The following is a 26234-nucleotide window of genomic DNA, read 5'->3' on the forward strand; positions in this document are numbered from 1 at the left end:
ATTCTTGAAATTCCATAAAAAACTTGGCAGTTGAAGTGGCAGTTGCTTACATTTCAATAAGTTGCCGTGGCCGGAAGCCACGCAGCCTGTCTTATTCCAAGGTTAGAAGGGATGTGTTGAGGCAGCCATTTTTGAGGCAATGTTACCACAGGCGTTTTGCATGGCAGGTTCCCTGTTCCCCATTTAGATGATCATTCGGCAGGTTTTGTCAGATGAGCTCGGGATAAGCTGCCCTGAGCATCGGGATCAGTTCATTCATGATTTTTTTAAATGCGTTGATCTGTTGCTGCAGGGCAGGATATTCGGGTTCCGTCCAGCTGGTTTTCTCAATTTTTTCGGCAATACCGGCTGCTTCCACAACGCTCAGGTTATTCAGCGAAGATTTCATGCGGTGCGAAAGGAACTGTACCTGTTTGATATTATGCTCTTCAAACGCTTTTTCGAGACCGGCCAGGCCGCTTGCCGTTTCATTGATAAAGATCTGCAACATCTTTATCATGAACCGGTCGTCGCCGCGGGTGATCTGCTTCAGCTTCGTCAGGTCGTATAAAGGAGTGGTGTTAACTGTGACGTTTTTGGCGGGGCCGAAATGCGTTTCACGCCCGAGCCATTTGGCAATAAGCCGGATGAGATCTTCTTCTTCAAAAGGTTTACTCAGATAATCGTTCATGCCCGCCTGCAGGCATTTTTCCATCTCACCTTTTACAGCATTGGCTGTAAGGGCAATGATAGGGATATTCGATTGCAGATCATTACGGATGGTGCGCGTGGCTTCCAGTCCATCCATAACCGGCATTTGAATATCCATTAATACAATATCGAATGTGTGGCTGCGGATAGCGTCAACGGCTTCAACACCGTTCACGGCTTCCGATATAGTGGCGCCATACTGGTTTAAAATGGTTTCTGCCACCACCCGGTTCATTTCATTATCTTCTACCAGTAAGATCTTTTTATCGGCCAGGATATGCGCTTCCACATGGCTGTTATCTTTTTTCGGCAGATCGTTTTCGGTGCCTTTTGCAAAAAACAATTGAATGGTCACCTGGGTACCCTCGCCTTTTTTACTTTTTACGGCAATGCTGCCATTCATCAGTTCAACCAGTTGTTTAACGATGCTCATGCCAAGCCCTGTTCCGCCATAACTGCGGGCAATGCTTTCATCTTCCTGGCTGAATTTATTAAAAAGGTTTTTCAGGTAGGCTTCATCCATGCCCTTGCCGGTATCACTGATGACGATCTGCAACTGCTGTGCATGTGGTTCATTACTGTTTATCAAACATTGTAAAGTAACCTTACCCCGTTTGGTGAATTTAATGGAATTGCTTAGCAGGTTCATTAAGATCTGGTTTATGCGGTAGGGGTCGCCTTTTAATACCTGCGCTACTTCGGGGGCAATGGAAACGGAAAAGACCAACCCTTTTTCTTCCGCTTTTAACTTCAAGATGCGGCTGGTATTGGTTATGAGATCGCGCATATTGAAACCGATTTCTTCGAGGGTGACCTTGCCGGCTTCGAGTTTTGAAAAGTCGAGAATGTCGTTAATGATCACGAGCAGGTTCTCTGCAGCGGTGCCAATGATCTCGAGGAAAGATTGCTGTTGTGGATTGAGAATGGTCTTTTGCAGCTGTTTACTCATACCCAGGATGGCGTTCATGGGCGTTCGTATTTCATGGCTCATGTTAGCCAGGAAAAGGTCTTTGGCATGAACAGAACGTTCGGCAACTTCTTTCGCTTCCATCAGCTGCCGCTCCAGTATTTTTTGCTGGGTAATATCAAGGTGAATACCAATGGAGCCGATCAATTGTTGTTTGTCGTTATACAGTGGAGCGCCGCAGATCAGCCACCAGTTGGCATCACTGTGCTTGGTTTTTACGTTCATTTCATACGCATCGGAAATTCCCTTTTGCCGCGAACTGTTTTTGGATTCCATAACCTGGCTGTACTCCTCTTTTACAAAGAGCGAGGCGGCGTTTCTTCCGATCAGTTCATGCTCTTCGTATCCGCTCATGAGGCAAAAGCTCTGGTTTACATACCTTATGTTTTCCTCCAGGTCAACCTCAATCAGGCCAAGGTTCATATTGGCGATAATGCTTCTGTATTTTTCTTCCTGCTTTTTAAGCTGGATCTCCGATCGTTTTCTTTCAGTGATGTCGTTATAAGTCCATAAATGACCCCGGTAAATATCATCGATAAATAAAGGAATGTAATTTCTTTCGAGCACCCGGCCATCGGCCATGATCAGTTCTTCGGTATTTACCGGCGCCCGGTTCTTTAAATGCCTGGCTGTTTGACTTAAGAATTCACCCGGGTATTTAAAAAGATAAGTACTCGTTTCATATAATTCGGTGCATTCAATACCTACCAGGGTTTCGGGTGAGCCGGGATAAGCGAAAAATTCGGTGAACTTTTTATTGGTCAGCACCACCGTTCCGTTCTCATCTTCCAGCAGCACACCTGTTTGCAGGTTCTTAAGCAGGTGCGACAGGCGGTTGGCGGTTTCCGTTAACTCACTTTGAATGGTTTTATAGTTTTGAATGTCTGTAAGCGTACCGATGATGGTAACGGGCTTTCCGGTTTTGGATTTGCTGATAACACCGCCCCGGTTCAGGATCCATTTCGTTTTTCCATTTTTAAGTTTTACCCGGTATTCAACGCAATGCCTGGTTATCTCTCCACTCATATACTGCTGGAAGGTTTCAACGGCTATATGGCGGTCTTCTTCAAGAATGGTTTGCCACCACACCAGGTTTTCTTTTCCTTCATATACATTTTTGTCGAGGTCGAGGATCGATTTTTCGTTGATGGCGAAGGTCATAGTGCGGGTGGGGAAATGATATTCCCACACATTGTCATCGATGGTTGACAATGCCAGCCGTAAACGTTTTTCCGATTGTTGCAGCAGGTCATCGGCCTTCTTTTTTTCCTGCAGCTCATGTTCCAGGTAATTAATGATATCCGACAGGTCATCGGATTCATTATAAACATGGGAATCGGTGCCTTTGAATTTATTAATGGTTTCCTTCAGCTGTTGAATAGAAGCATGTTTAATCCTGGCTTCCAGCTTCAGCTTCTCATTAATTTTTATGTATTCATTTTCACTGCAGGCGAAAGCATGGTTGAACAGTTTTCGGTCCCGTTCATATTCTTCATACGAATCGTGTACAGCCTGAATAAAGCGGTTCAGGTGTTCATCCATGCAATAATCTTCAGGAAGGTATTTTCTGATTTGCCGTTCAAGAAGTTTATTGAAGCCCATATCGCAATTATATCTCGTCAAAGGTGGTAATTGTCATTGTTTGATTATGTAATTCGCATTTTGCGTTATCATTGAAGGGGGAGATCTCACCATAAGAATAGAAGCCGGTGAGTAAGGTTTTATTGCCAAAGGTATCGGCAACAGCTTCCACTTCTTCTTCGGTGCGTTTGCCCAGAATGATCTTGCGGCCAACGCAGCTGATCAGTAATGCCAGTTGGGGGGCCGCAGGTAATTTTTGAAAAGCCTGTCCGGCAGCATACGTAGCTGCATCAACGAGCTTGTCGAAATTCGCTTTCATGAACCGTACTTTTGAGCCATTGGGAATATCGCCGGCAAACACCATGCTGCCGCTCTCCTGGTCAATGGAAAGTATGGTTCGCACAACAGGCGCCGCATCCTCATGCGTTTTAATGCCCAGCGGAAACAGCAAAGCGGATCCCGGCAATTCATCAGCATATGGGCCGAGGTAGGTTTTATACAGGTCAAGCGCTTTTTGTCCTTCGATCTCAAATAGCTGGTTGGCGACTGCTTTCGTAACAGTGCGTTCGGGGCCAAAGATCTCCCAGCCGCCCATCGACGCATGGGAAACTACGAAGTGTTTACCATAAAAAGGGATGGCCACGATATTGCCGCCGGATGGTTTTTCGTTCAGTCCAACCACGGTCGATTGAAAATTGGTGCCATCACCCGCAAGACCACCGGTAACCGGTACGCGGTCATTCACCAGTTCATTGATGCCCCGCACCAGTTCGCTGCCATTTACATGGCTTCCGTCTGAAATGATAAGGATATACGATAGGTCGGCAAAATCGATCAGTTTGATCAGGGCTTTGCCAGCTTCATAGCTGTTTACATAGTCGCGAATGTTCACTGCAACGGGTTGTATGGAGGTTTTTTCCAGTTCAATGGCTGCTACTGATACAGAATTGTCGTTTACCCGTTTATTGATGATCTCGCCCGCCGTTGAGCATAGAACTATATGCGCCTCAGGGAAGGTTGATTTCAGCGCTTCATATACGGGTTGCGTATTAATCACTTCTTTACCACCAAAACCTAATACCAGTTGCGATTTGACAAGGTCTGCCAGTTTGGTTTCGTTTTGGGGTTGAAGTTTGTTGTCATTGTACAGCAGCAGCGTTGTTTGCATATGGAAGCGTTTAAAGGTTAATATTCATTCAAATTCATTGGTTAAGTGATTAGTGTGTGGGAGGATTAAAAAAGCCCTTCCAATAAAACGAAAGGTGAAACAAATTATTCAGAGACAAAAACCGGGGTTATGGGTTAACCCTTATATAATTTACCGCAATTTTTTAAAACCGCAATTTTGTTGGTCTGTTAAATTTATTCTGAATTAATCGTACGACACTATAACCGTTAGTTTATTGACATAAGTCAACAAGAACCCCGGTGCCGATTAGCTGTTGAAGGTCAGGTTTTTTATGTATGAATGAACAGCGAAGGTATTTTGTAAGAGTATTTCCTAGCCCAGGCTTAATAGTTTGTTTTTATGTTTCATGGCAGCCTGGTAGCCGGCTTCATAAATTTGATCGGCTTTGTTTACGTCGAACATACCGAAGGCATGCAGATCGGGTTCAATGAACAGGTTGAGTTTTTCAACCTTACTGTAAACCACAGGGGCAATGGCCATGTGAAAACATTTTTCGATCATATTCATTTTACCGATGCGTTTGCCATTGCCAAGGCCTTTCGGGATGCTGTTTACATAACAGCCGATGCGTACATCGCAGTTTTTTTCCAGGGGTTCAACGGGAAAATTATTCAATAAGCCGCCGTCGACCAGCACACGATCATCGAACTTTACAGGTTCAAAAATGACGGGAACGGAAGCAGAAGCGATCACTGCTTCAATAAGTTTGCCTTTCGAGAAAGTTACGGCTTCGTTATTGGCGTAATCGGTAGCAGTAATATATAGTTTTTTCGAAAGGCTTTCAAAACTGTTATCAGGAAGGCAGGATTGCAATACTTTTTGCAGCACCTTCATGGAGAAAAGACCATCTTTATTCAACAAAAAGCTCGACCAGCCGAAGTAGGAGTGTTTCTTGAGGAGATCTCGTATTTTTTGCGGCGAATGGCCGGCTGCGTATAAAGCGCCAACGATTGCACCGGCGCTTACACCGGAGATAGCCGAGGGTTGAATTTCTAATTCTTCCAGCACCTGTAACATACCTAAATGAGCAAATCCTCTTATGCCACCGCCGCTTAATACGATCCCGATTTTTGACATCATGAATATTTTAGAACTGGGCCGAAAGTAGGCGCTTTTGGCGTTAAATGCAACAAAGAGATTGAATATTTTAGCGGTGTGGATGGCTATGGTGTCCTGGTTAAGGACCCGTAGAAACAAAAATACCGGCCCCTTTAATGGGGCCGGCCTGGTTAAAGAATAAATGTTTACTGAACAATACGAAGAACGGGATCCCAGTATATGGGTTCGCCTGTGCGGGCGATGACTATGATCCGCAGCCATACCTTGGAGCAGATGCAAGGCCATTGAAAGTGTGTACCGGCTTCAGCGTAAGAAATAATAAATGGGTCGGCAAAAAACTAAACGGGCAGGAATAGTTATTTTTTGATCTATTTAAAAAGTAGATGCGGGCTGAAGTTTTTTATTGGCATCGAAAAAAAATTAAACAGTGGTTGCAGGGAATTGAACGATCGGAAAATTTTTAAATAGAATGGGGCCCCGATTGCCTTGCCACCTTTTCCGGGAACGATTGCACAGAAAAAGCGGCAGCCGGCTATTATTTTAAGTTATCTAGTTACTATATTACATAAGCGAATTTACACGATTACGAACGATTGCCAGGCCACGCTGCAGCGCTTTGATCTGTACCCAACCGTTATAGTTTCCTCTTATTGCCATTTCACGCCGGCAACCGGGATGTGTATCCTGTAGATCTCCATGATCAAATCTATTATTCATTTCAAACTTGCTTCCAATGGGAAAAACCTCATTCGTTTGTATGGAAGTACTTGCCATAAGCTTCCATATTTGCACAACTTCGTGCTCTAAATCAACTACATCTAAGATAGGGACGGCCCCTGTTGAATCCGGTGACGGCAGAACGATCACTACCGAAGCGCCATTTGGTATTGCCGGCTTTGCCACCCAAAACGGTGGTACCACCGGCGGACAGGGCGGCGCTACTGTTACCGCAACCAGTTTCGCAGATTTGAAAACCTACCTCGAAAGTTCCACCACTTACATTGTAAGAGTAGATCGCAGGATCTATAATGGCACCAAAGGCGGACGTATCAACGTTAATAACAACAAGACCCTGCTGGGCGTTGGCACCGCTGGTTTTTTAGATGGCATTGGGTTAAATATTTCCAGTAAAACGAATGTCATAATTCAGAACATTAAGATCACACTCACTTCTATTACCGACCGCAGCGATCCTGCCGTTTATGATCCGGATGGCGATGAAGGACTGCCCCAGATCATTGTAAATGGTGGTGATTGCATCAGTATCCAGGGCAGCAGCTCCAATGTATGGATAGACCATTGCGAACTGTATAACACTGATCCAACGGTGCAGACGAATAAAGACCTGTACGATGGTTTGGTCGACATCAAAAATACGAGCCAGTACATTACATTGTCATGGAATTATTTTCACGACAACCACAAAACTCATTTGATCGGTTCTTCTGATACAGATATCTCCGACAGGAAATTGACTTTCCATCATAATTATTATCGCAATATTGCTTCCCGGCTGCCTTTGAACCGCGGCGGAGTGGCACATGTGTATAATAACTATTATAATGTGATCAGGGGATCAGGCATTGATTCGCGTATGGGCGCCTGCGTTCGCGTGGAGAACAATGTGTTTGAGACGGTTAAGAGCCCGATCATTGCCAGTGGTACTACACTGGGTAAGTACCAGGTTATTGGCAATACGTTCTCAGGTATTACGGGTACAGCAGCACCTACGTCTTCTACCTGCACATTTACCCCGCCCTATTCCTATTCGCTGGATGACGCCAGTGCGGTTAAGTCAGGAGTAATCGCGGGCGCGGGCGTTGGAAAAATATAGCTGAACTGACTTATTTGTTTACATGCCTGGTTGCGGTCAGATGATCGCGACCGGGCTTTTCAAATGAACGGAATTTCGGTCATATTACAGATTCTAATCACAACTTGATCTTCAACCCATACTCCTTCTTCAAGGTGAGTAAGGCTTCCGCATTTCCCCTGGCATCATCAACCGGGTTATGGGTATGGGCCGTTTTGCGCAGGTGCTTGAAGTTTTGAAAAGTATCTTTTACCAGTCCTTTATACATACTGCCTAAGTTTTGCGAACTATGCCCGAAAGGATTGGACCCGGTAAAATGATGAAAATACCAGCAGATGAACATCCAGTCAAAACCATTATTGTCACTGATGAACACAGGTCTGTCTTTTGCCACTGTTTTTATCCAGCCGGCAAAGGAATTTATAACTGAAGCTGCATCGTCAAATGTCATCGTTTCTGCGCGCGAAAAACCGGAAACTGCTAACGCTTCCGGAATAAATCTATCTGATATAGGTTTACACTTTCCGTAAAAGGTCTTATCCATCCGTTCATCTACCAGCACGGCGCCAAAACAGATCATGGAATAATCGCCAGGAATAGGGCCATCACTTTCTATATCAACCATGATATATGCCATATGAGGGTTTATTTTAATCTTATTGCGGCTAAAATAGTAAAAAGCCATTCAGTTTGAAAGAGGCATAAGGCACTGTTCACAAGTCGGACAACTGCCACGCCAGAACCGGGCGCCACGGTAAGCATTTCCATTGTAATTTTACCAGGTATGAAACAAAAAACGCTCCAACAGCCTTTTGAATTGTACGTGGCAGATATGGAAGACTGGCAGGCACGCCCGCTCGTTTATCATTTTTTCGAGATCGTACAGATCCTCGATGGGGAAGGTGTACGCCTGGTAAACGATAACCGGTTCCCCTATAGCAAAGGCAGTATTTTTCTTTTCACACCACTCGACTGCCGCGGCTTTGAAATGCAAAAACCGACCCGCTTTTGTTCCATCCGTTTTTCTGAAGTGTTCTTAAGCAAATGCAAATCGGCCCAGGACCGCGAACGGATAACCCAATGGCTTCGTCAACTGGAACATATCTTCTACCATCATAACCGCTTCGAACGGGTACTCATTAAACAGCCGGCCGACTGCCAGATGATCTCTTCCATCATTGGCAATATGGTGCAGGAGTACGAATCAAAGCAATCCTTTTACCAGGAAAACCTGCAGCATTTCATTACCCTCGTACTGAATATACTTGCCCGCCACGTAGCGGATGGTATTCCCTCTAAAGCTGCCGAACCGCAGGCGGAACCACTCATCAATCGCATGTTGCTCCATGTTCATGAGAACATCAATAAACCGGAAAACTTACGCATCGCCTACCTGGCTAAAGAATTTAATCTCTCGGCTACTTATGTTGGTGAATATTTCCGAAAGCTCACTGGCGAAAGCCTGCAACAGTATATCATGCAATACAAAATGCAACTGGTGCAGCACCGGCTGGCTAACAGCGCACTCACGGTAAGCCAGATCGCCCAGGAACTTGGCTTTAGCGATGAAAGCCATTTGAACCGGCAGTTCAGAAAACATACCGGCGGCGTGGGTCCGCTCGAATACCGGAAGAACGCTAAACAGACCAAAACTGCCAATGAAATGTTAAGGCCATGACCAACCTTTAATTGTACAGAACAAACCTTTTTCTGTCACTGTTCCCCCGTCTTGCTGGCTGATAATTTTGTTCTCAAATACGATCAGTCATGCAAGCAAAGAAATTATTATTACCGTTAGTTACAAAAACACTCAACTTAAATAACCGGGTAGTGATGGCGCCTATGAGCCGCCGCCGTGCTGTGAACGGCGTACCCGGACCTTCCACCGTTCAATACTTTGCACAAAGAGCAAGCGCCGGTTTAATAATTACCGACAATACAGCGGTTGCGGCCAACGGTATAGGATACTTACAGGTACCCGGCATATATAACGAGGAGCAAAAAGCGGGCTGGAAAAAAGTAGTGGATGCAGTTCACGCCAAAGGCGGAAAAATATTTATGCAACTGGTGCATGCAGGCCGCATTGGTCACCCGCTGAATAATGAAGGAAATGCACCCGTCGTGGCTCCTTCTGCCGTGCAGGCCGAAGGTGTGATTCGCGTTCCCGGTGATGTGCATCTGCCGCTGCCGGTTCCGGAAGCTTTGACAACAGCGGGTGCAAAAGCAATGATAGAAGCGCATATCCAGGCTGCCATCAGCGCCATTGAAGTGGGCTTCGATGGTGTGGAAATTCACGGCGCCCACGGTTTTTTGCCTGAACAATTTCTCCACCCGCATACCAATCGCAGAACCGATGAATACGGCGGCAGCATAGCCAACAGAAGCCGCTTCCTGCTTGAAATTATGGAAGGCGTTGTGGCGGCCATCGGTAAAGAACGTACTGGCATACGATTGTCCCCGTTTGCCCATATCAATGATCTGCCGCCCTATGAAGAAGAAGCCGCGACATATACTTACCTGATCGATGCTTTGCAAAAGCTGGATATCCTGTACATACATTTGTCGGCTTTGATCACCAACGGTCAATCATCCATCCCGAACTCCTTTTTAGAGGATGTACGTAAACAATTCAATAATCTGATCATCCTGGCCGGTGGGCACACTGCAGCCTCTGCCGAAGCGCTTTTACAACAAGACCTGGTTGACCTCGTTGCGTTTGGCAAACCTTTTATTGCCAACCCCGACCTGGTTGAACGTTTTCGCCATAACGCCGAACTGGCCATTCCCAATGCAGAAACTTTTTACCAGGGCGGCGATAGCGGTTATATCGATTACCCGGCCATTTATCAGTTACAGAGCGCGTAAATGTCAAAGAACGGTGCCACGGTCTCAAACCCTGGCACCGTTATCCTGTTCATTAATTTATTTCTGAATGAAAATTCAATAAGAAATTAACCAGGTTCACGTCTGGCTGAATGCCTAATTTCTTTCGTAAGCGGTGACGGCCCAGTTCAACACCTTTAATGGTAATATTCATGATCTGGGCTATTTCCTTACTGGTAAGGTTGAGGCGTAAATAGGCACATAACTTCAGGTCACTCGCAGTGAGATAAGGATAGGTCTGCTTTAATGATACCAGGAAATTACTATGCACTTTATCAAAATGCATGGCAAACTGCTCCCAGTTTTTTTTCATTTTATCGTCACCCAGCATACGCAGGATCTTCTTATAATCGTCGGTATCCTTATCTATTTCACTCGATTTTTTCATGCGTACAAATTCTTCCTTCACTTTCATAAGCATCTCCCCCTTTTGCACCAGATTAAAGGTGGTTGAAGCCAGCTCGGTATTTTTTACCTGTATTTCAGATTGCAGCTTTTCATTCTGTAAGCGGATGATCTCTTTTTCATTTCTTTCCAGCTCCAGCTGGTGCAGGTACATCAATTGCTTTTGTTCTTCCTGGTGTTTTTCTATCTCCAGCTGGTGCAGGTAGGCCATGCGTTTCCGCTCTTCATCGTGCTTTTTTTGCTGAACGATGAACTTTTTCTTTTGCCATTTATAAATGGCATAGATAAACAGGATTGCCAGGATGCTGTACAGGGCATAAGCCCAGGAGCTACGGTACCAGGGCGCCAGGATCGTAAACCGGTAAGCGGCCACCGCCGATTCCTGTCCCTCGTGGGTCCTTGCTTTTACGCGAAAAGTGTAAGTGCCGGGCGACAAATACGTATAATCTTTCTCGTTCTTCTTCGACCAGGCCGACCAGCCATTATCAAAGTCTTCGAGATAATAGGAATATTCAATGCTCGATTGTTTGCCATAGAGCGGCGATGCATAATCAAAATGAATGGAGTTCCATGCATATTGGATGTTGGGCACCTCTTCATTCATTAACTGTTGCTCTGATTCTTTATTGAAATAACCACCGAAAATGGTGCTGTCGCGCTTGTTAACGATCCGCACATCGCTTATTTGTATCGGGATCTCTTCTTTGAATTGTTTGTACCGCTCATAATCGATGAGATAAAAGCCTTCTTCCGCTGCTATGAAAATATTTCGGCTGTTATAGGGATATATAAATTCCAGTCCGTTGCCGATAATGCGGTTATTAAGCTCCGGAAAATAAATGATCCTCGCTTGTTTGCCGCTGAGGTCTGAAACGCCCAGATGGCGATCATGCACGAACCAGATATTGCCCTGGCTATCTTCCTTCATATACCGGATAGGCACTTTTGGTAACAATTGTTGCAGGAAAACCGAAGGTTCAAAATCCCCCGTCTTTGCATTGTATTCGAAGATCCCTTTGTCGTTCGTTAAAACCACCCGGCTTTTCACCTTGAATATATGGTTGTAATTACCGGAGAGTAGACCTTTGCTGTCTTTATAGGGGGTATAAGCAGGTTTAACCCCGCCATTCAGCGATATTTTATACAAACCTTTATAGGGGTGCGCCGCCCAGGCAATATTATTGTCAACCGCAACAAAACGGGCCGACTCAAAATGGGAATGAATTTCAGGATTGATAAAGCGGCCATTTACATAATTATAAAAATTCAAACCATTATAGGTACCGGCAATCACGACCGGGGATGGCGTTACATTACTGAGGGGCATGAAGGTCCAGAAGCCTGAGCTGCTGTCGATCATGCGCGAGCTCTTGTTCTCGATCACAAAAAAGCCATCATTATGCCCCATCACCAACTGGCCATTTAACTCCGACAGGTTCCATACCTGCCCCTTGGGGCCGGGGATCAATTCGAATTTACTTTTGATCAATCCAATATCACTATGATCAGCCAGGGCCGACTGATAAACGCCATTGGAAGTTCCTATATATAAATTGTCCTTGAAAACAATGGCCGCCTTACCGGCGCTGTGTTCCTGGTAATCGGGATAAATATGTTTGATGGCATTATTGTAAGCGATGAAATCAATGCCGTTATCCAGGCCGAGCCAGATATTTTTCTTCCTGTCAACAAAAACGGTGAGAATATTATTGCTTTGAAGTCCCTCCGCTTTCGAAAGCCGTTGGATCAGTTCCCCTTTACTGTTGATCACGAAACAACCCGCCAGGTTGGTAATGATAGCGATCTGGTTTTGATCGATCACGGCGGCGCTATAAGGGTTCTTTTCATTGATCAGCCGCATATCTGGCGTATTAAAGGGGGTGATGGTTTCACCGTGTAAGATATAAGAGCCATGATGTTTGGTGAGCAGCAGTGAACTGTCGCCCTGCAGCGGAACAATGGCGGTGATCTCCGCTTTTTCCGGAAAGAAATCAGGTTTGGAAAAAGGCACCCAGGTGCCGTTTTGAAATTGCAGTAACCCTTTTTGCCAGGCTTTGCTGATCAGTTTGTGCCGGTGCAGTCCCAGAAAACTCCAGGCCGGATTGCCATAGACCGTGATCTTGTCGTTTTGCAGCTGAAAGATCTTGCGAAAGGATCTAAAGAAAACTTCATTTCCAACCGGAACAACATCCCAGATATCGGTAAAATCTTTTTCATTGTCGGGGATCAGGTCGCTCAAAGAGTGGTATTGCAGCTTTCCGTTCCTGCCCGGTTCAAAATACCCGATCTCCCCTTGGGAACCAATATAGATCCGTCCGTCATTGCCGATGGCCAGCGAACGAACTCCCGTGCCGGCCGGTAAGGTGTATTTTTTCCAGAAATTTCCGTCGAAACTTAAAAGACCTTCATCATTGGCAGCGTACATAATGCCTTTTTTATCCTGGGCGATCTTCCAGTTTTGGGTACCGGCATTATAAACCTGTTTTTGATAATTGATGATCTCAGGCAGGGCAATGGTGTTTTGGGCAAACCCATGTAACAAACCAAGGCAACTTATGGTAAGCAATAATTTTCTCATGAGAGGCAATTGAGGGCGATATGATACTAAGTTAGGTAAATGATTAATATGAAAAAAGGGGGTGGATGGGGTGTTAATGGGGTAAAGTTGCTGTTTTTTAATAGTTTATGTTCTTTATGATGTGGTATTGATGGGGTGCCGGATCGTAAATTTTTCTGGTAGAGTTATAATTTAGATACCGTCAATGGGATCGCAATTGCAATTGCCCGCGATTACCGGCTGTGCGAAATGGGTAACGGTGCCTGATCCCTCCGGAAACCATGGAACCTGAAACTTGTAACCTGTAACAACCAAATAATTCTCAATGCTACACCTTAGATCAACGTGCTTGTTATTGTTATCTCTATTACTGCTGGCCCACCCCGATTCCGACGCCCAGGGTTTTTTGCGGGTGAACGGAAAGCAGATTGTTAATGAAAAAGGGCAGAACGTACTGCTCCGTGGCGTTGGCCTTGGCGGCTGGATGCTGCAGGAAGGGTACATGCTGCGGGTAAATGGCGAGGGCATGCAGCACAAGATCAGGTCCCGCATCGTAGAGCTGATCGGCGAAGACAGCACAAAGGCATTCTATGATGCCTGGCTGGCCAATCATACGCGCAAAGTTGACATCGACTCCATGAAAGCCTGGGGATTTAATTCCGTTCGCCTGCCCATGCACTATAACCTGTACACCCTGTCTGCCGAACAGGAGCCGGAACCGGGGAAACAAACCTGGCTGGAAAAAGGCTTTCAAATGACCGATAAGCTGCTGGCCTGGTGCAAAGCCAATAAAATATATCTCATTCTCGACCTGCATGCGGCGCCCGGCGGGCAGGGTAACGACCTCAATATTGCCGACCGCGACCCCTCAAAACCATCGCTTTGGGAAAGCGAGGGGAACCGGCAGAAAACGGTCGCTTTATGGCGAAAATTGGCTGAACGCTATGCCAATGAACCCTGGATCGGCGGTTATGATATTCTGAATGAACCAAACTGGGGCTTTGCTGATCTCAAAAATGACAAGAACGGCTTAAAAGAAACCGGTAACCAACCCCTGAAACAATTGATGGTGGATATCACCAAAGCCATTCGTGAAGTAGATAATAAACACATCATCATCATTGAAGGGAATGGCTGGGGTAATAATTATAATGGTATACTGCCGCCCTGGGATAAGAACATGGTGCTAAGCTTTCATAAATACTGGAATTTTAATACCCAGGACGCCATTAAACACATTCTGCAAACAAGGGATACCTATAATGTACCGGTTTGGCTCGGCGAAACCGGCGAAAACTCCAACGTGTGGTTTACTGAAGCGGTGCGGCTGCTTGAAACCAACAATATTGGCTGGGCCTGGTGGCCTTTGAAAAAGCTGGGCAATAACAACCCGATGCAAATCCCGTCGAATAAGGAATATGATAAGGTGCTCGAATACTGGGCAGGTAAAGGACCCAAACCTACTGCAGTGGAGGCCTGGAAAGGACTGATGGAATTGGCCGCGGCCACTAAGCTGGAAAACACGGTCATTAAAAGAGACGTGCTGGATGCATTATTCCGGCAACCTTTTTCACGGGCAACCATTCCCTTTAAAAAGAATGTGGTCAGGAACGAAGCTATCGTAAAAGCGGTGGACTACGACCTGGGCAGTAATGGGGCCGCTTATTTTGATACCGATACCGCCGATTACCACATTTCAAACGGCAGCCGTGGTGGCAACCGGGGCCGGGTGTATCGCAATGATGGGGTGGATATCGCGGCAGACCCTGCCAATGATAGTTATTATGTAACGAATAGCGAAGCGGGTGAATGGCTGCAATACACGATCGATGTGGTCAAGGCCGGCAATTATCATCTTAAACTGAACTGTAACCCTGCTAAAGAAATAGCAAAACTAAGTGTACAGGTAAATGGTAACGGTACCAAACAACTACCGGTTGCCAGCACAACAGGTTGGCAATCCCTTGAAGTAAAAGATATCACCTTGAAGAAAGGATCCAATAGCCTGCGTATATACATTGATGAAGGAGAAATGAGCATCCGCGACATACAGTTTACAGCAGTTGAGTAATACAATCGGTTATGCAGCAGCCCCGGCAATTTTGCCGGGGCTTTTTATTTTATCCTTAAGCGTAAGACGAAGAATATCCGAAACATATAGCCGCCATGATGTGGTAAAGAGGGGGTGAAAACAGCGTCTAACCTGCCTGTATGGCTGGCTTGATGGGGTATTGATGGGGCCCCTTTTTAGGCCAGGGCCTATCAAGGGACTACTTTAGATTTTGATTTGTTTCATTATTAACTAACAACTGACTTGCGTATGAAAATTCTGCGAATTGTCCTCGTAGTGCTGGTCTTTCAGGCCCTCTTCTTACCTGTACTGGCACAGGATCTTGTAGTAAACGGTAAGGTAAATGCCAGATCCGGCGAGCCCCTGACGGGGGCAACGGTAGCAATAAAAGGAACCAGTGTTGCTACTACAACCGATGCCAGCGGCAATTTTTCCATCAATGTTCCTAACCGTAAAGTTCGCTTGGTGGTGTCCTATGTTGGAATGAACAGCCAGGAGCTATCCATTCCCGAAAGCGGCCCCCTGCTGGTACAAATGGAAGATGTAGCCAGCTTAGGCCTCGATGAGGTAGTGGTGATCGGGTACGGAACCCAGAGTAAAAAAGTAGTTACAGGCGCTATTTCAAGCGTAAAAGCAAGAGACCTGGAAAATGTACCCAGTAACAGGATCGAGCAGGCGCTGCAAGGGCGCGTTTCCGGTGTAACCATCGCCCAGAATAATGGTCAGCCCGGGTCTGCCTCTACCATCAGGGTACGCGGTGTTACCACATTCAGCGCCGGCGCCGGTAACGACGGCGGAAATAATCCGCTGTGGGTAGTTGATGGAGTGGTCGTTGACCAGGGCGGTATCGGCTACCTGAACCAAAGCGATATTGAGTCCATTGAAGTATTGAAGGATGCGGCTTCTGCAGCTATTTATGGAACCCGCGCAGCAACTGGTGTGATCCTCGTGACTACCAAAAAAGGCAAAAGTGGCAAGCTAACGGTGAATTACAACGGTTTTTACGGTGTGTCGAAAGCCAATAAAAAGCTCGACCTGCTGAATGCCACCGAATATGCTACGATCATCAATGAAAGATCGGTGAACGGCGGCGGCGCCAAAATTTTCAATGATCCTGCTGCACTGGGTAGTGGAACCGACTGGCAGGATGCGATCTTTAATGATAATGCTGCCCGTTTTTCACATGAAGTAAGCATGAGCGGCGGTAATGAACGGTCAACCTTTTATTTATCGTTCGGGTACCAGGACCAGGAAGGCATCATTGCCGGCCCGATCTCGAACTATACGCGGAAGAACGTACGGCTCAATTCAACGCATAAGATCAGCAAGATCTTCACATTCGGCGAGAACCTGGCGTATTCACGGCAGAAATCAGTTGGCATTGGCAATACCAATAATGAATTTGGTGGCCCATTGGCTTCCGCCATCAACCTGGATCCGGTAACGCCATTGGTAATTACCGACCCGGCGATTGCGAACGCCAATCCCTACAGCAATAACCCGGTGATCAAAGATGCAAATGGAAATCCCTATGCGATCTCCTCATATGTGGGTCAGGAAATTACCAATCCTGCCGCTTATATTCAAACCCGGCTGGGCCAATTCAACTGGTCTGATGATTTTGTAGGTAATGTTTATTTGGAAGCAGCGCTTGGTAAACATATAAAAGTAAGATCAACGCTGGGTGGTAAACTGGCTTATTGGGGCAATCAGGGTTTCACCCCTTTCTACTACCTGAGCGCGAATGTGAAAACTTCACAGAACAACCTCAGAAAAGAAAATAACAACAGTTTTAACTGGAATATTGAGAACACAGTAACGTATACCAATAGTTTCGATAAACACAATGTAACCGTTTTATTGGGTCAGGGTGCTTATGTAGAGAATATTGGCGGCGCCTCCAGCGTCACCCTGTTCGGTTTGCCCATCAGCAGTTATAAAGATGCTTCTTTTAATTTCGACATTCCCCAGGCAAACAGGAACTCAACTTCTTCTGACCTTACTGAACATATATTGTCATCCCTGTTCACGCGCGTGAACTATAATTATAATGAAAAATACCTGTTCACCGGTATCCTCAGAAGAGATGGTTCGTCCAGGTTCTCTATGAAGAATAAATATGGAATCTTCCCTTCTTTCTCTGTAGGTTGGAATGTTTCCAATGAAGCATTCTGGCCGGTGAACAATGTGTTTGACCGGTTAAAGATCAGGGGTGGTTATGGTGTGGTTGGTAACGATGCCATCAGGAACTTCGGTTACCTGGCGGTCATAAACGGCGGCTTTAATTATACCATCGGAACATCGGATAATATCACCACCGGTTATGCACCGCAGTCGCTCGACAATCCCGACCTGCGTTGGGAAGAAACCTCCCAAACCAATATTGGCTTTGAAGCCCAATTGCTGAAATCGCTCACCCTTAATGTTGACTATTTCATCAAGAAGACCACCGGTATCTTACGCCCTGTTACGATCCCTGGTTATGTAGGCGTATCTACTGCGCCTGTAGCCAATGTGGCAGATATGGAAAACAGCGGGTTAGATCTTGAAGTAGGCTACCGCACCAATTTCGGCGAAGTGAACTTTGGCGCCAATGCCAACTTCTCATACCTGAAAAACAAAGTGACTTATGTAGCTGCTGATGCCGACTTTATTCCCGGTGAGGCCAGCTTTCAAACCATGGGTACCGTAACCCGTATTCAGAAAGGCCAGTCTTATAACACCTTCTTCGGTTTTCAAACGGATGGTATTTTCCAGAATCAGGCCGAGATCGATGCCTACAGAAACAAGAACGGTGAGTTAATTCAGCCCAATGCGAAACCGGGCGATTTCAGATGGGTAGATGTAAATGGTGATGGCAAGTTCACCGGTGATGACCTCGATAAGACCTTCCTCGGCAGCAGCATTCCCAAATATACATTCGGCTTAACACTCAACGCCGGCTACAAGAACTTCGACATTATGGTGTTTATGCAGGGTGCTGCAGGCAGCAAAATATTCCAGGGGCTTCGCCGGCTCGATATCGGCAATGCCAATTATCAATCGAAAGTATTGGGCCGCTGGACAGGCGAAGGCACTTCCAATGAGTTTCCCAGGTTATCGAGCAATGATCCCAATGGTAACTTTTCAAGAATGTCTGATTTCTATCTTGAAAAAGGCGATTATGCGCGCTTTAAACTGGTGCAGCTGGGCTATACCTTACCACAAACATTGCTGAGCAAAATAAAGATCAGCAGGCTGCGGGTATATGTAACCGCTGAGAACCTGTTCACCATAACAGGCTACACGGGTTATGATCCTGAAATTGGCGGCGTCGTTTTTGGCGTTGACAAAGGAGTTTACCCACAGGCCCGTTCCGTTATTGGCGGTGTTCAATTGACATTCTAATCATTCACCCAATTATTTACAGTTATGCGACTCATAAAAATAAAATACTTACTGCTGGCAGTAATTGCTCTTAACACCCTGGCAGCTTGTAAAAAAAGCTTTGTTGATGTAACGCCGCAGGGACAATTCCTCTCAGATTTTTATTATAAAGACCAGGACCAGGCTTACTGGGCCCTGGTGGCTGTGTATGATGTATTGAGAAAAAATTCCGGTGGCTTCGACAATATGCTTGCCCTGATGAACTCAGGTTCCGATGATCACGTGGCCGGTGGCGGCGGCGCCACCGATGGCACGCAGTTACAGGCTTTCACCAATTATACAATGACCTCGAACCTGATGGCTGCCAGCTTCTGGAACGATCCTTACCAGGGAATCTTAAGAGCGAATACCCTCTTATTGAAATTGCCGAATGTACCCATGGATGATAAAGTGCGTGCACGATTTGCGGCAGAAGCAAAAGCATTACGCGCTTATTATTACTTTAATCTGTTGCGCATGTTCCGAAATATTCCGCTGATCCTGGAACCGGTAAGTATTAACAACCTGTACGAGCCTTCACAGGCAAAACCCGAAGACGTATATGCGCAGATAGAAAAAGACCTTACCGAAGCCATTGCCGATCTGCCTGCTACGATTACCGCCTCTACTGAAGCCGGCCGTTTTACCAAAGGGGCTGCAAAGGCGCTATTGGGAAAAGTATACCTGTATGAGAAAAAGAATGCGCTGGCTGCCCAGCAACTGGCTGAAGTGAATGGTACACCTGGCGCTGTGAGCCCATTCGGTTATAAATTGCTCGATAAATTCAGTGACCTGTGGAAGCCTTCGAACAAGTTTAACTCAGAATCAATATTAGAAGAAACGCACAGTGCCGGTGGCAACTCTGTCTGGGATTTTTGGGGCAGCGGCCGTGATGAAGGCAATACCGTGAATGTTCAGGTAGGTCCCAGAAGTTATGAAAGAAAAGATACATCAGCACCCGATCTGCCATCTGGCTGGAGCTTCCTGGTGTTTACCCAGAACTTTTATGATTTCATAAAAGATGACCCGCGCAAGGAAGCTACTTTATTAGACCTGAACCCACTGCAGGCCGCTAACAAAGTAAAATACATTGCCGGTTATATGAATACCGGTTATTTCCTGAACAAGTTCCTGCCCCGTAAAGAAGATGTATCCAAAGGCGGTGGCAATGCCGAATTGAATTACCGTCAGAATACCTACCTCATACGCCTGGCCGATACCTATTTAATGGAAGCAGAAGCATTGAATGCTACCGGCCCCCGGGCGCAGGCCTTGCTCGATGCGGTTAGAGCCCGGGTTGGCTTGACTCCTGTGCCTGTTTCTATGGACGCCATTAAAAAAGAACGCCGGGCTGAACTCGCCGGCGAAGGCCATCGCTGGTTCGACCTGGTAAGATGGGGTGATGCACCGGCAGTATTGGGAAGCAGGGGTTTTAAAGCCGGCACCCATGAAATATTTCCCATTCCTTTCCGGGAAACACAGGGCACGAAGATCAAACAGAACCCGAATTATAATTAGCTAACACTATGACCATGACCTGTAAGGTTCGTCATCGAAAACCAAACAGTTGAGATGTAAATGCGAGCCTGACAGGTCTTTTCAAGCAGGACCTGTCAGGTGCACATAAACTTGAAAGAAATGCAGCACCTGCCTGTGCACCTTACAGGTCATACTTCAAACCTATCCGATGAGATCATTAAAAGAACCACCATATTTTATGTTCAATTCTCTTGGCTTATTGTTGATCTGGATGATGTTGAACGGCAGCTGCACGAGAAATGAGGTAACCGAAAATCCGCCGCCTGCGCCGGAACCGCCTGCTTCTACCGATGTGCATTTTTATTTAACCCAGGGCGATCGCAACATTCTCTTCAATAAACAGAACATAAGCCTGTTATTTTCCAGTACGGGAACTGCAAGTAACACTATTGAGGTAGATACCGCGCAAACATTTCAAACGATTGACGGCTTTGGGTATACATTAACCGGCGGAAGCGCTTCCCTCTTGAATGCGCTGCCGGCGGCCACACTCGACGCTTTATTGAAAGAGCTTTTTCTGTGGGATAGTACGCATATCGGGGTAAGTTATTTACGCATCAGTATTGGCGCCTCCGATCTAAGCGCTACTACCTTTACCTATGATGATATGCCGGCCGGTGAAACCGATCCGGCCCTCACCCACTTCAGCATAGAGAAAGAAAGGCCGGACCTGATACCTGTATTGAAAAAGATCATTGCATTAAATCCCGCTATCAAAATATTAGGCTCGCCCTGGTCGGCGCCCGTATGGATGAAGACCAATGGCAGCTTTAAAGGCGGCAGCCTGAAGCCTGAGTACTACAGCGTCTATGCCAATTACTTTGTAAAATACATCCAGGCTATGAAAGCCGAGGGCATTACCATCGATGCCATTACACCGCAGAACGAACCACTGCACGGCGGTAATAATCCCAGCATGGTCATGCAGGCTGCTGAGCAGGCAGCATTCATCAAGGACCATTTGGGGCCCGCATTCGCACAGGCAGGGGTCACTACCAAAATCATATTGTACGACCACAATGCCGACCGGCCCGATTATCCGCTGGCCATATTAAATGATGCCGAGGCTAAACCTTTTGTTGATGGATCGGCATTTCACCTGTACGGGGGCAATATTTCAGCGCTTACCGAAGTGCACAATGCACATCCTGATAAACACGTGTATTTTACGGAACAATGGGTAGGAGGTCCGGGCAATTTTCCGGTGGATCTGCAGTGGCATGTTGAAAACCTGATCATTGGCGCTACCCGTAACTGGAGCCGCAATGTACTGGAGTGGAACCTGGCTGCCGATCCTGGCTATAAACCGCATACCCCAGGTGGTTGTACCAGCTGTTTGGGCGCGCTTACCATTGGTGCAACCATAACGAGAAATGTATCCTACTATGTTATTGCGCATGCTTCCAAATTCGTTCGGCCTGGTTCGGTACGTATTGCCTCTAACCATGCCGGTGATATACTTACGGTAGCATTTAAAAATCCCGCAGGTAAAAAGGTATTGATCGCATTGAATAAAGGAACGGCTGCAAGCGCTTTTAATATAAAATTCAATGGAAAAATGGTAAGCACCAGCCTGAATGCCGGGGCTGTTGGCACTTATGTATGGTAATTTGTAAAATGATATAAAGATGAAATTTCCTGTCCCGTTTTTAATTTTCCTTACCCAGCTTGTTCAGGCGCAAAATGTGCAAAAGCCCAGGGCGGTAAATCCAATACAAACCTATAGAACAATTACCGTGTATACCACGGCGGAAAAAACGGATTACCGCTTGTCAAAGACCCAGACCCAGACCCTTTCTCCCTTTGGCCAGCCCCTCGAAACACAGCCCTGTGTGTTTATTGATGTCGCCAGAACATTTCAAACCATAACCGGCATAGGCGGCGCCATCACAGATGCCAGTGCAGAAACCTTTGCCAAATTACCTGCGGCCAGCCAGGAGGAGCTGATAAACGCCTATTATAGTGCAGAAAAAGGCATCGGCTATTCCCTGATCCGCACGAATATGAATAGTTGTGATTTCTCCAGCGGCAGCTATACCTATGTTGATGAAAATGATACAGCCCTCAGAACATTCAACATAGCGCATGATGAAAAATACCGCATCCCCATGATCAAAAGGGCACTCGCCACGGCGGGTAAACTCCCTTTATATATCAGTCCATGGAGCCCGCCGGCCTGGATGAAAGACAACAACAACATGCTGCAGGGCGGTAAGCTGAAAGAAGAATACAGGCAAAGCTGGGCGAATTATTTTGTGAAGTATATCAAGACCTATGAAAGCAAAGGCATACCGGTGTGGGGACTTACCGTGCAGAACGAACCCATGGCAAAACAGCGCTGGGAATCCTGCATTTTCACCGCGGAGGAAGAAAGGGATTTTATAAAGAAATATTTAGGGCCCACCCTGCATAAAGAAGGCCTGGGCAATAAAAAGCTGATTGCCTGGGACCATAACCGCGACCTCTTATATCAACGCGCTACTACGATCTTGAATGATCCGCAAGCCGCTAAATATGTGTGGGGCATCGGTTATCATTGGTATGAGACCTGGACCGGCAGCGCCATGCAATTCGAGAACCTGAAAAGGGTACACGAGACTTTCCCTGACAGAAATTTGATCTTTACGGAAGGCTGCGTTGAGAAGTTCGATATGAACCGCATCCATGATTGGGCTATTGGCGAGCGGTACGGTTTCTCGATGGTAAATGATTTTAATAGTGGTACCGTGGCATGGACCGACTGGAATATTTTGCTGGATGAAAACGGCGGACCGAACCACGTTGGTAACTTTTGTTTTGCCCCCGTGCATGCAGACACTAAAACCGGTAAACTGATCTATACCAATGCCTATTATTACCTGGGGCATTTCTCAAAATTTGTAAAAGCAGGCGCCCGGCGGGTAGGTACTGCCAGCAGCCGCGATAAGCTGGCAAGCACCGCATTCATCAATCCCGATGGCAAAGTGGTAGTGATTGTTTTGAACACGTCGAACGACCAGTTGGCGTACAGGGTATGGCTGCAGGGCAATGCAGCAGAGATCACCAGTTTGCCGCATTCCATGGCTACATTGGTGTTAGAGTAATCGGCAATATCATTGAGGCTAAAACAAGAGGTCGCCTGAGTAGGGCGGCCTCTGTTGTTTTGGATGGGATCAACCGGGACACCGCAGGACAGTGAACCGTAGAAGCTTTGTATCTTGTTTTGCCCCCCTACGAAACATGACTCAAAAAAGAAATTCGCAATACCTTCACAGGATATAGTGGTCCCTGGCATGTAAGCCGTTTTAGAAGGATTGTACGTAAGGACGTTTTTAGAACACTAACGAAAGCACATATGAAAAAGGTCTTTTTATTGTTTCTTGCCTTATCAACAGGCATTTCCGCAGCACTCGCACAAGTACAGGTACAGCACCTGGTCATTGAGAACCTCAGCAACCCCATTGGGCTTGATGTAACCAACCCCCGTTTTAGCTGGCAACTCAGTTCTCCGAAGCGGAATGTACTTCAAACAGCATATGAAATAAGAGTAGCAAACGATATAAAGACAATTTCAAAAGGTGATGTTTGGAACTCAGGAAAGATCATATCAGACCAGTCGGTGCTGGTGCCCTATAATGGCGCTGCACTTGGTTCAGGCAAAAAATATTACTGGCAGGTACGCGTTTGGGATAATACGGGCAAGGCTTCTGCCTGGAGTGCGCCCGCTTACTGGCAAATGGGGCTGTTGAAACCGGCAGACTGGAAAGCCAGCTGGATCGTACCGGGTTTTGAAGAAGACAGCCTGCGCGCCTCACCGTTATTCAGAAAAGAATTCAGCAATAATAAGAAAATAAGATCGGCAGTTGCTTATATCACCGCACATGGATTGTATGAAGCACAGATCAACGGCAAAAGAGTAGGCGATGCCTACCTCACTCCGGGGTGGACGAGCTACAACAAGCGCCTGCAATACCAGGCCTATGATGTAACTGATCAGCTGAAAGCGGGCAATAATGCCATAGGCGTAACCCTGGGCAATGGCTGGTACCGCAGTGATCTCGCCTGGGGAAAAGAGAAAAATAATAGATATGGAAAAGATATCGCATTATTGTTTCAGTTAGATATAACATTTACAGATGGCACTACACAAAGCATCGTATCGGATGAAAGCTGGAAATCGGCCACAGGTGCTATCCGGTATTCAGAGGTATATCACGGGGAAACGATAGATGCCCGCCAGGAAAAAAAGGGTTGGGCCATGGCTGGTTACGATGATGCGGCCTGGAGCCCTGCAAAACGCGCCGAATTTTCAAAAGACGTTTTACTGGCTACCTACAATGAACCGGTTAAAAAACATGAAACTTTTAAGCCGGTACGAATCTTTAAAACACCAGCGGGTGAGCAGGTGATCGACTTCGGGCAAAACCTCGTTGGCTGGGTAGTGCTGAAAGCAAAAGGAAAAGAAGGCGACAGGATCACTGTATCGCATGCGGAAGTGTTGGATAAAGCCGGAAATTTTTACACCGAGAACCTTCGTGTGGCAAAAGCACAGGACATATATATATTAAAAGGGAATGAAGAAGAAACTTTTGAACCGCATTTCACCTGGCATGGTTTCCGCTTTATAAAAGTAGAAGGTTATCCCGGCGAATTAATACCCGAAAATTTCACGGCAGTGGCCCTGTATTCTGATATGAGACCAGCCGGCAGCTTCACTTCTTCTAACAATTTAATAAACCAGTTGCAGCGAAATATAGAATGGGGACTGAAAGGCAATTTCCTGGATGTGCCCACCGATTGCCCGCAACGTGATGAGCGCCTGGGTTGGACCGGCGATGCACAGGTATTCTTTCGCACAGCTACTTTTTTACAGGATTGCAATAATTTTTTTAACAAGTGGCTGAAGGATCTGTCGGCCGACCAATTCGCCAGTGGCAGCATTCCGCATGTTATTCCCAACGTGATGGGCAATGGTGGTGGCAGCGCCGGCTGGGGCGATGTGGCAACGATCATTCCCTGGAGCATGTATATAACCTATGGCGACAAAAGAGTACTGGAAGAACAATTCAGCAGTATGAAGGCCTGGGTTGATTATATGACCAGCCAAAGCACCAACGACCTTTGGAATAAAGGCAATCATTATGGCGACTGGCTCTTTTACAGCGTGAACAATGACCGTGACGGAAGATCGGCTATCACCGACAAGTACTTTATAGCGCAATGTTTTTATGCGCACTCTACCCAGCTGCTGATAAACGCGGCCAGAATTCTTGGTAAAACCGAGGAAGCCACCAAATACACGGCCTTGCTCAACAGAATAAAAGATGCTTTTTTAAAAGAATACACCACCTTGAACGGCGCTACCACCAGCAATACGCAAACCTCCTATGTGCTGGCCCTGCACTTTGATATGCTGCCGGAATCAATGCGGCAGCAGGCGGCAGACCGGCTGGTGAAAAACATCAAGCAATATAATAATCATCTTAGCACCGGCTTTTTGGGCACGCCCTATCTCTGCCATGTGCTTAGTCGTTTCGGTTATACCGATGTGGCATATACCCTGTTACTGCAGGAAAGCTATCCTTCCTGGTTATACCCGGTGAAAATGGGCGCCACTACCATTTGGGAACGTTGGGATGGCATCCGGCCTGATAGCACTTTTCAAACCGCCACCATGAACTCTTTCAATCACTATGCATACGGCGCCATTGGCGACTGGATGTATCGCGTAATGGCCGGACTGGATACCGATGAAGAAGCAGTCGGTTATAAAAAGATCAGGGTACAACCGAAGATCGGCGGCGGCTTTACCCAGGCAGCAGCCACTTACACCACGCGCTATGGAAAATTGTCTTCCGCCTGGAAAATAGAAAATGAAAGGTTATTGTTCGATGTAACCATACCTGCCAATACCACCGCTACTATCTATATTCCACTGAAGGGATCAGATGAAGTATTGGAGAACGGCAATCCATTAAGCGCAGCCAAAGAGATAGAGGTGGTTGGAAAGGAAAAAGAATATTACGTGGTAAAGGTTGGTTCGGGAGTGTACAGATTTAGCGCAAATTGGAAGTAAGCAATCGCTTTCCATGGCGT

General features: G+C 46.4%; 14 protein-coding genes. 9 read left to right on the plus strand and 5 right to left on the minus strand.

The genetic code is table 11. The annotated features are described in order from the left end of the window. Positions 1–208 precede the first annotated feature (208 nt). The 3 genes from JT717_RS23655 to JT717_RS23665 form a co-directional block, all read right to left on the minus strand. Positions 209–3280, minus strand: coding sequence for a PAS domain S-box protein (locus JT717_RS23655; RefSeq protein ID WP_205513512.1), 3072 nt, complete (start codon positions 3278–3280; stop codon positions 209–211). Next, positions 3267–4406 carry an FIST signal transduction protein gene (locus JT717_RS23660; protein ID WP_205513513.1) on the minus strand — a complete coding sequence of 380 codons (1140 nt, stop codon included), beginning with the start codon at positions 4404–4406 and terminating at the stop codon, positions 3267–3269. Before JT717_RS23660 ends, JT717_RS23655 begins: the two co-directional genes overlap by 14 nt. A 333-nt stretch (positions 4407–4739) precedes the next feature. Continuing rightward, positions 4740–5507 (minus strand): patatin-like phospholipase family protein, encoded by a 768-nt coding sequence (locus JT717_RS23665; RefSeq protein WP_205513514.1) that lies wholly within the window; start codon positions 5505–5507, stop codon positions 4740–4742. 712 nt (positions 5508–6219) lie between these two features. Between JT717_RS23665 and JT717_RS23670 the strand changes: the two genes are divergently transcribed. After that, a complete protein-coding gene (locus JT717_RS23670; protein WP_205513515.1) occupies positions 6220–7320 on the plus strand; it encodes a pectate lyase family protein in 1101 nt (366 codons plus the stop codon). A 97-nt stretch (positions 7321–7417) separates the two neighbouring features. Here JT717_RS23670 and JT717_RS23675 read toward each other — a convergent pair whose 3' ends face one another. Then, the gene (locus tag JT717_RS23675) at positions 7418–7936 is read right to left on the minus strand and encodes a 3'-5' exonuclease family protein (RefSeq protein WP_205513516.1); all 519 of its coding nucleotides are present in this window, start codon (positions 7934–7936) and stop codon (positions 7418–7420) included. Positions 7937–8083: 147 nt separating this feature from the next. Between JT717_RS23675 and JT717_RS23680 the strand changes: the two genes are divergently transcribed. Together JT717_RS23680 and JT717_RS23685 are read left to right on the plus strand one after the other, a co-directional pair. Further along, positions 8084–8977, plus strand: a complete 894-nt coding sequence (locus JT717_RS23680) for a helix-turn-helix domain-containing protein (protein WP_205513517.1) — start codon at positions 8084–8086, stop codon at positions 8975–8977. A gap of 89 nt (positions 8978–9066) precedes the next feature. Further along, positions 9067–10164, plus strand: a complete 1098-nt coding sequence (locus JT717_RS23685; protein WP_205513518.1) for an alkene reductase — start codon at positions 9067–9069, stop codon at positions 10162–10164. Positions 10165–10216: 52 nt separating this feature from the next. Here the strand turns inward: JT717_RS23685 and JT717_RS23690 are convergent, their stop codons facing one another. Next, a complete protein-coding gene (locus JT717_RS23690) occupies positions 10217–13165 on the minus strand; it encodes a ligand-binding sensor domain-containing protein (RefSeq protein ID WP_205513519.1) in 2949 nt (982 codons plus the stop codon). A gap of 304 nt (positions 13166–13469) precedes the next feature. On the opposite strand from JT717_RS23690, the gene JT717_RS23695 reads away from it, so the two are divergent. From JT717_RS23695 to JT717_RS23720, 6 genes are all read left to right on the plus strand, one after another. Next, positions 13470–15215 (plus strand): cellulase family glycosylhydrolase, encoded by a 1746-nt coding sequence (locus JT717_RS23695; RefSeq protein ID WP_205513520.1) that lies wholly within the window; start codon positions 13470–13472, stop codon positions 15213–15215. Between the two features lie 249 nt (positions 15216–15464). Further along, the gene (locus JT717_RS23700) at positions 15465–18602 is read left to right on the plus strand and encodes a SusC/RagA family TonB-linked outer membrane protein (RefSeq protein WP_205513521.1); all 3138 of its coding nucleotides are present in this window, start codon (positions 15465–15467) and stop codon (positions 18600–18602) included. A gap of 24 nt (positions 18603–18626) precedes the next feature. Further along, a complete protein-coding gene (locus JT717_RS23705; protein ID WP_205513522.1) occupies positions 18627–20138 on the plus strand; it encodes a RagB/SusD family nutrient uptake outer membrane protein in 1512 nt (503 codons plus the stop codon). 169 nt (positions 20139–20307) lie between these two features. Then, on the plus strand, positions 20308–21768 hold the full coding sequence (locus tag JT717_RS23710) for a glycoside hydrolase family 30 protein (protein ID WP_205513523.1): 1461 nt from the start codon (positions 20308–20310) through the stop codon (positions 21766–21768). 19 nt (positions 21769–21787) lie between these two features. Further along, positions 21788–23242, plus strand: coding sequence for a glycoside hydrolase family 30 protein (locus JT717_RS23715; RefSeq protein WP_240348389.1), 1455 nt, complete (start codon positions 21788–21790; stop codon positions 23240–23242). Between the two features lie 251 nt (positions 23243–23493). Beyond that, a complete protein-coding gene (locus JT717_RS23720; protein WP_205513524.1) occupies positions 23494–26214 on the plus strand; it encodes an alpha-L-rhamnosidase in 2721 nt (906 codons plus the stop codon). Positions 26215–26234: the final 20 nt, after the last annotated feature.

It is taken from the genome of Longitalea arenae (genome assembly GCF_016924755.1).
Lineage (GTDB): Bacteria > Bacteroidota > Bacteroidia > Chitinophagales > Chitinophagaceae > Niastella > Niastella arenae.

What these genes read in the sequence shown, in the direction of transcription:
- JT717_RS23660 (WP_205513513.1), bottom strand. Translation starts at nt 4,406, where the DNA reads ATGCAAACAACGCTGCTGCTGTACAATGACAACAAACTTCAACCCCAA.
- JT717_RS23665 (WP_205513514.1), bottom strand. Translation starts at nt 5,507, where the DNA reads ATGATGTCAAAAATCGGGATCGTATTAAGCGGCGGTGGCATAAGAGGA.
- JT717_RS23670 (WP_205513515.1), top strand. Translation starts at nt 6,220, where the DNA reads ATGGGAAAAACCTCATTCGTTTGTATGGAAGTACTTGCCATAAGCTTC.
- JT717_RS23675 (WP_205513516.1), bottom strand. Translation starts at nt 7,936, where the DNA reads ATGGCATATATCATGGTTGATATAGAAAGTGATGGCCCTATTCCTGGC.
- JT717_RS23680 (WP_205513517.1), top strand. Translation starts at nt 8,084, where the DNA reads ATGAAACAAAAAACGCTCCAACAGCCTTTTGAATTGTACGTGGCAGAT.
- JT717_RS23685 (WP_205513518.1), top strand. Translation starts at nt 9,067, where the DNA reads ATGCAAGCAAAGAAATTATTATTACCGTTAGTTACAAAAACACTCAAC.
- JT717_RS23690 (WP_205513519.1), bottom strand. Translation starts at nt 13,165, where the DNA reads ATGAGAAAATTATTGCTTACCATAAGTTGCCTTGGTTTGTTACATGGG.
- JT717_RS23695 (WP_205513520.1), top strand. Translation starts at nt 13,470, where the DNA reads ATGCTACACCTTAGATCAACGTGCTTGTTATTGTTATCTCTATTACTG.
- JT717_RS23700 (WP_205513521.1), top strand. Translation starts at nt 15,465, where the DNA reads ATGAAAATTCTGCGAATTGTCCTCGTAGTGCTGGTCTTTCAGGCCCTC.
- JT717_RS23705 (WP_205513522.1), top strand. Translation starts at nt 18,627, where the DNA reads ATGCGACTCATAAAAATAAAATACTTACTGCTGGCAGTAATTGCTCTT.
- JT717_RS23710 (WP_205513523.1), top strand. Translation starts at nt 20,308, where the DNA reads ATGAGATCATTAAAAGAACCACCATATTTTATGTTCAATTCTCTTGGC.
- JT717_RS23715 (WP_240348389.1), top strand. Translation starts at nt 21,788, where the DNA reads ATGAAATTTCCTGTCCCGTTTTTAATTTTCCTTACCCAGCTTGTTCAG.
- JT717_RS23720 (WP_205513524.1), top strand. Translation starts at nt 23,494, where the DNA reads ATGAAAAAGGTCTTTTTATTGTTTCTTGCCTTATCAACAGGCATTTCC.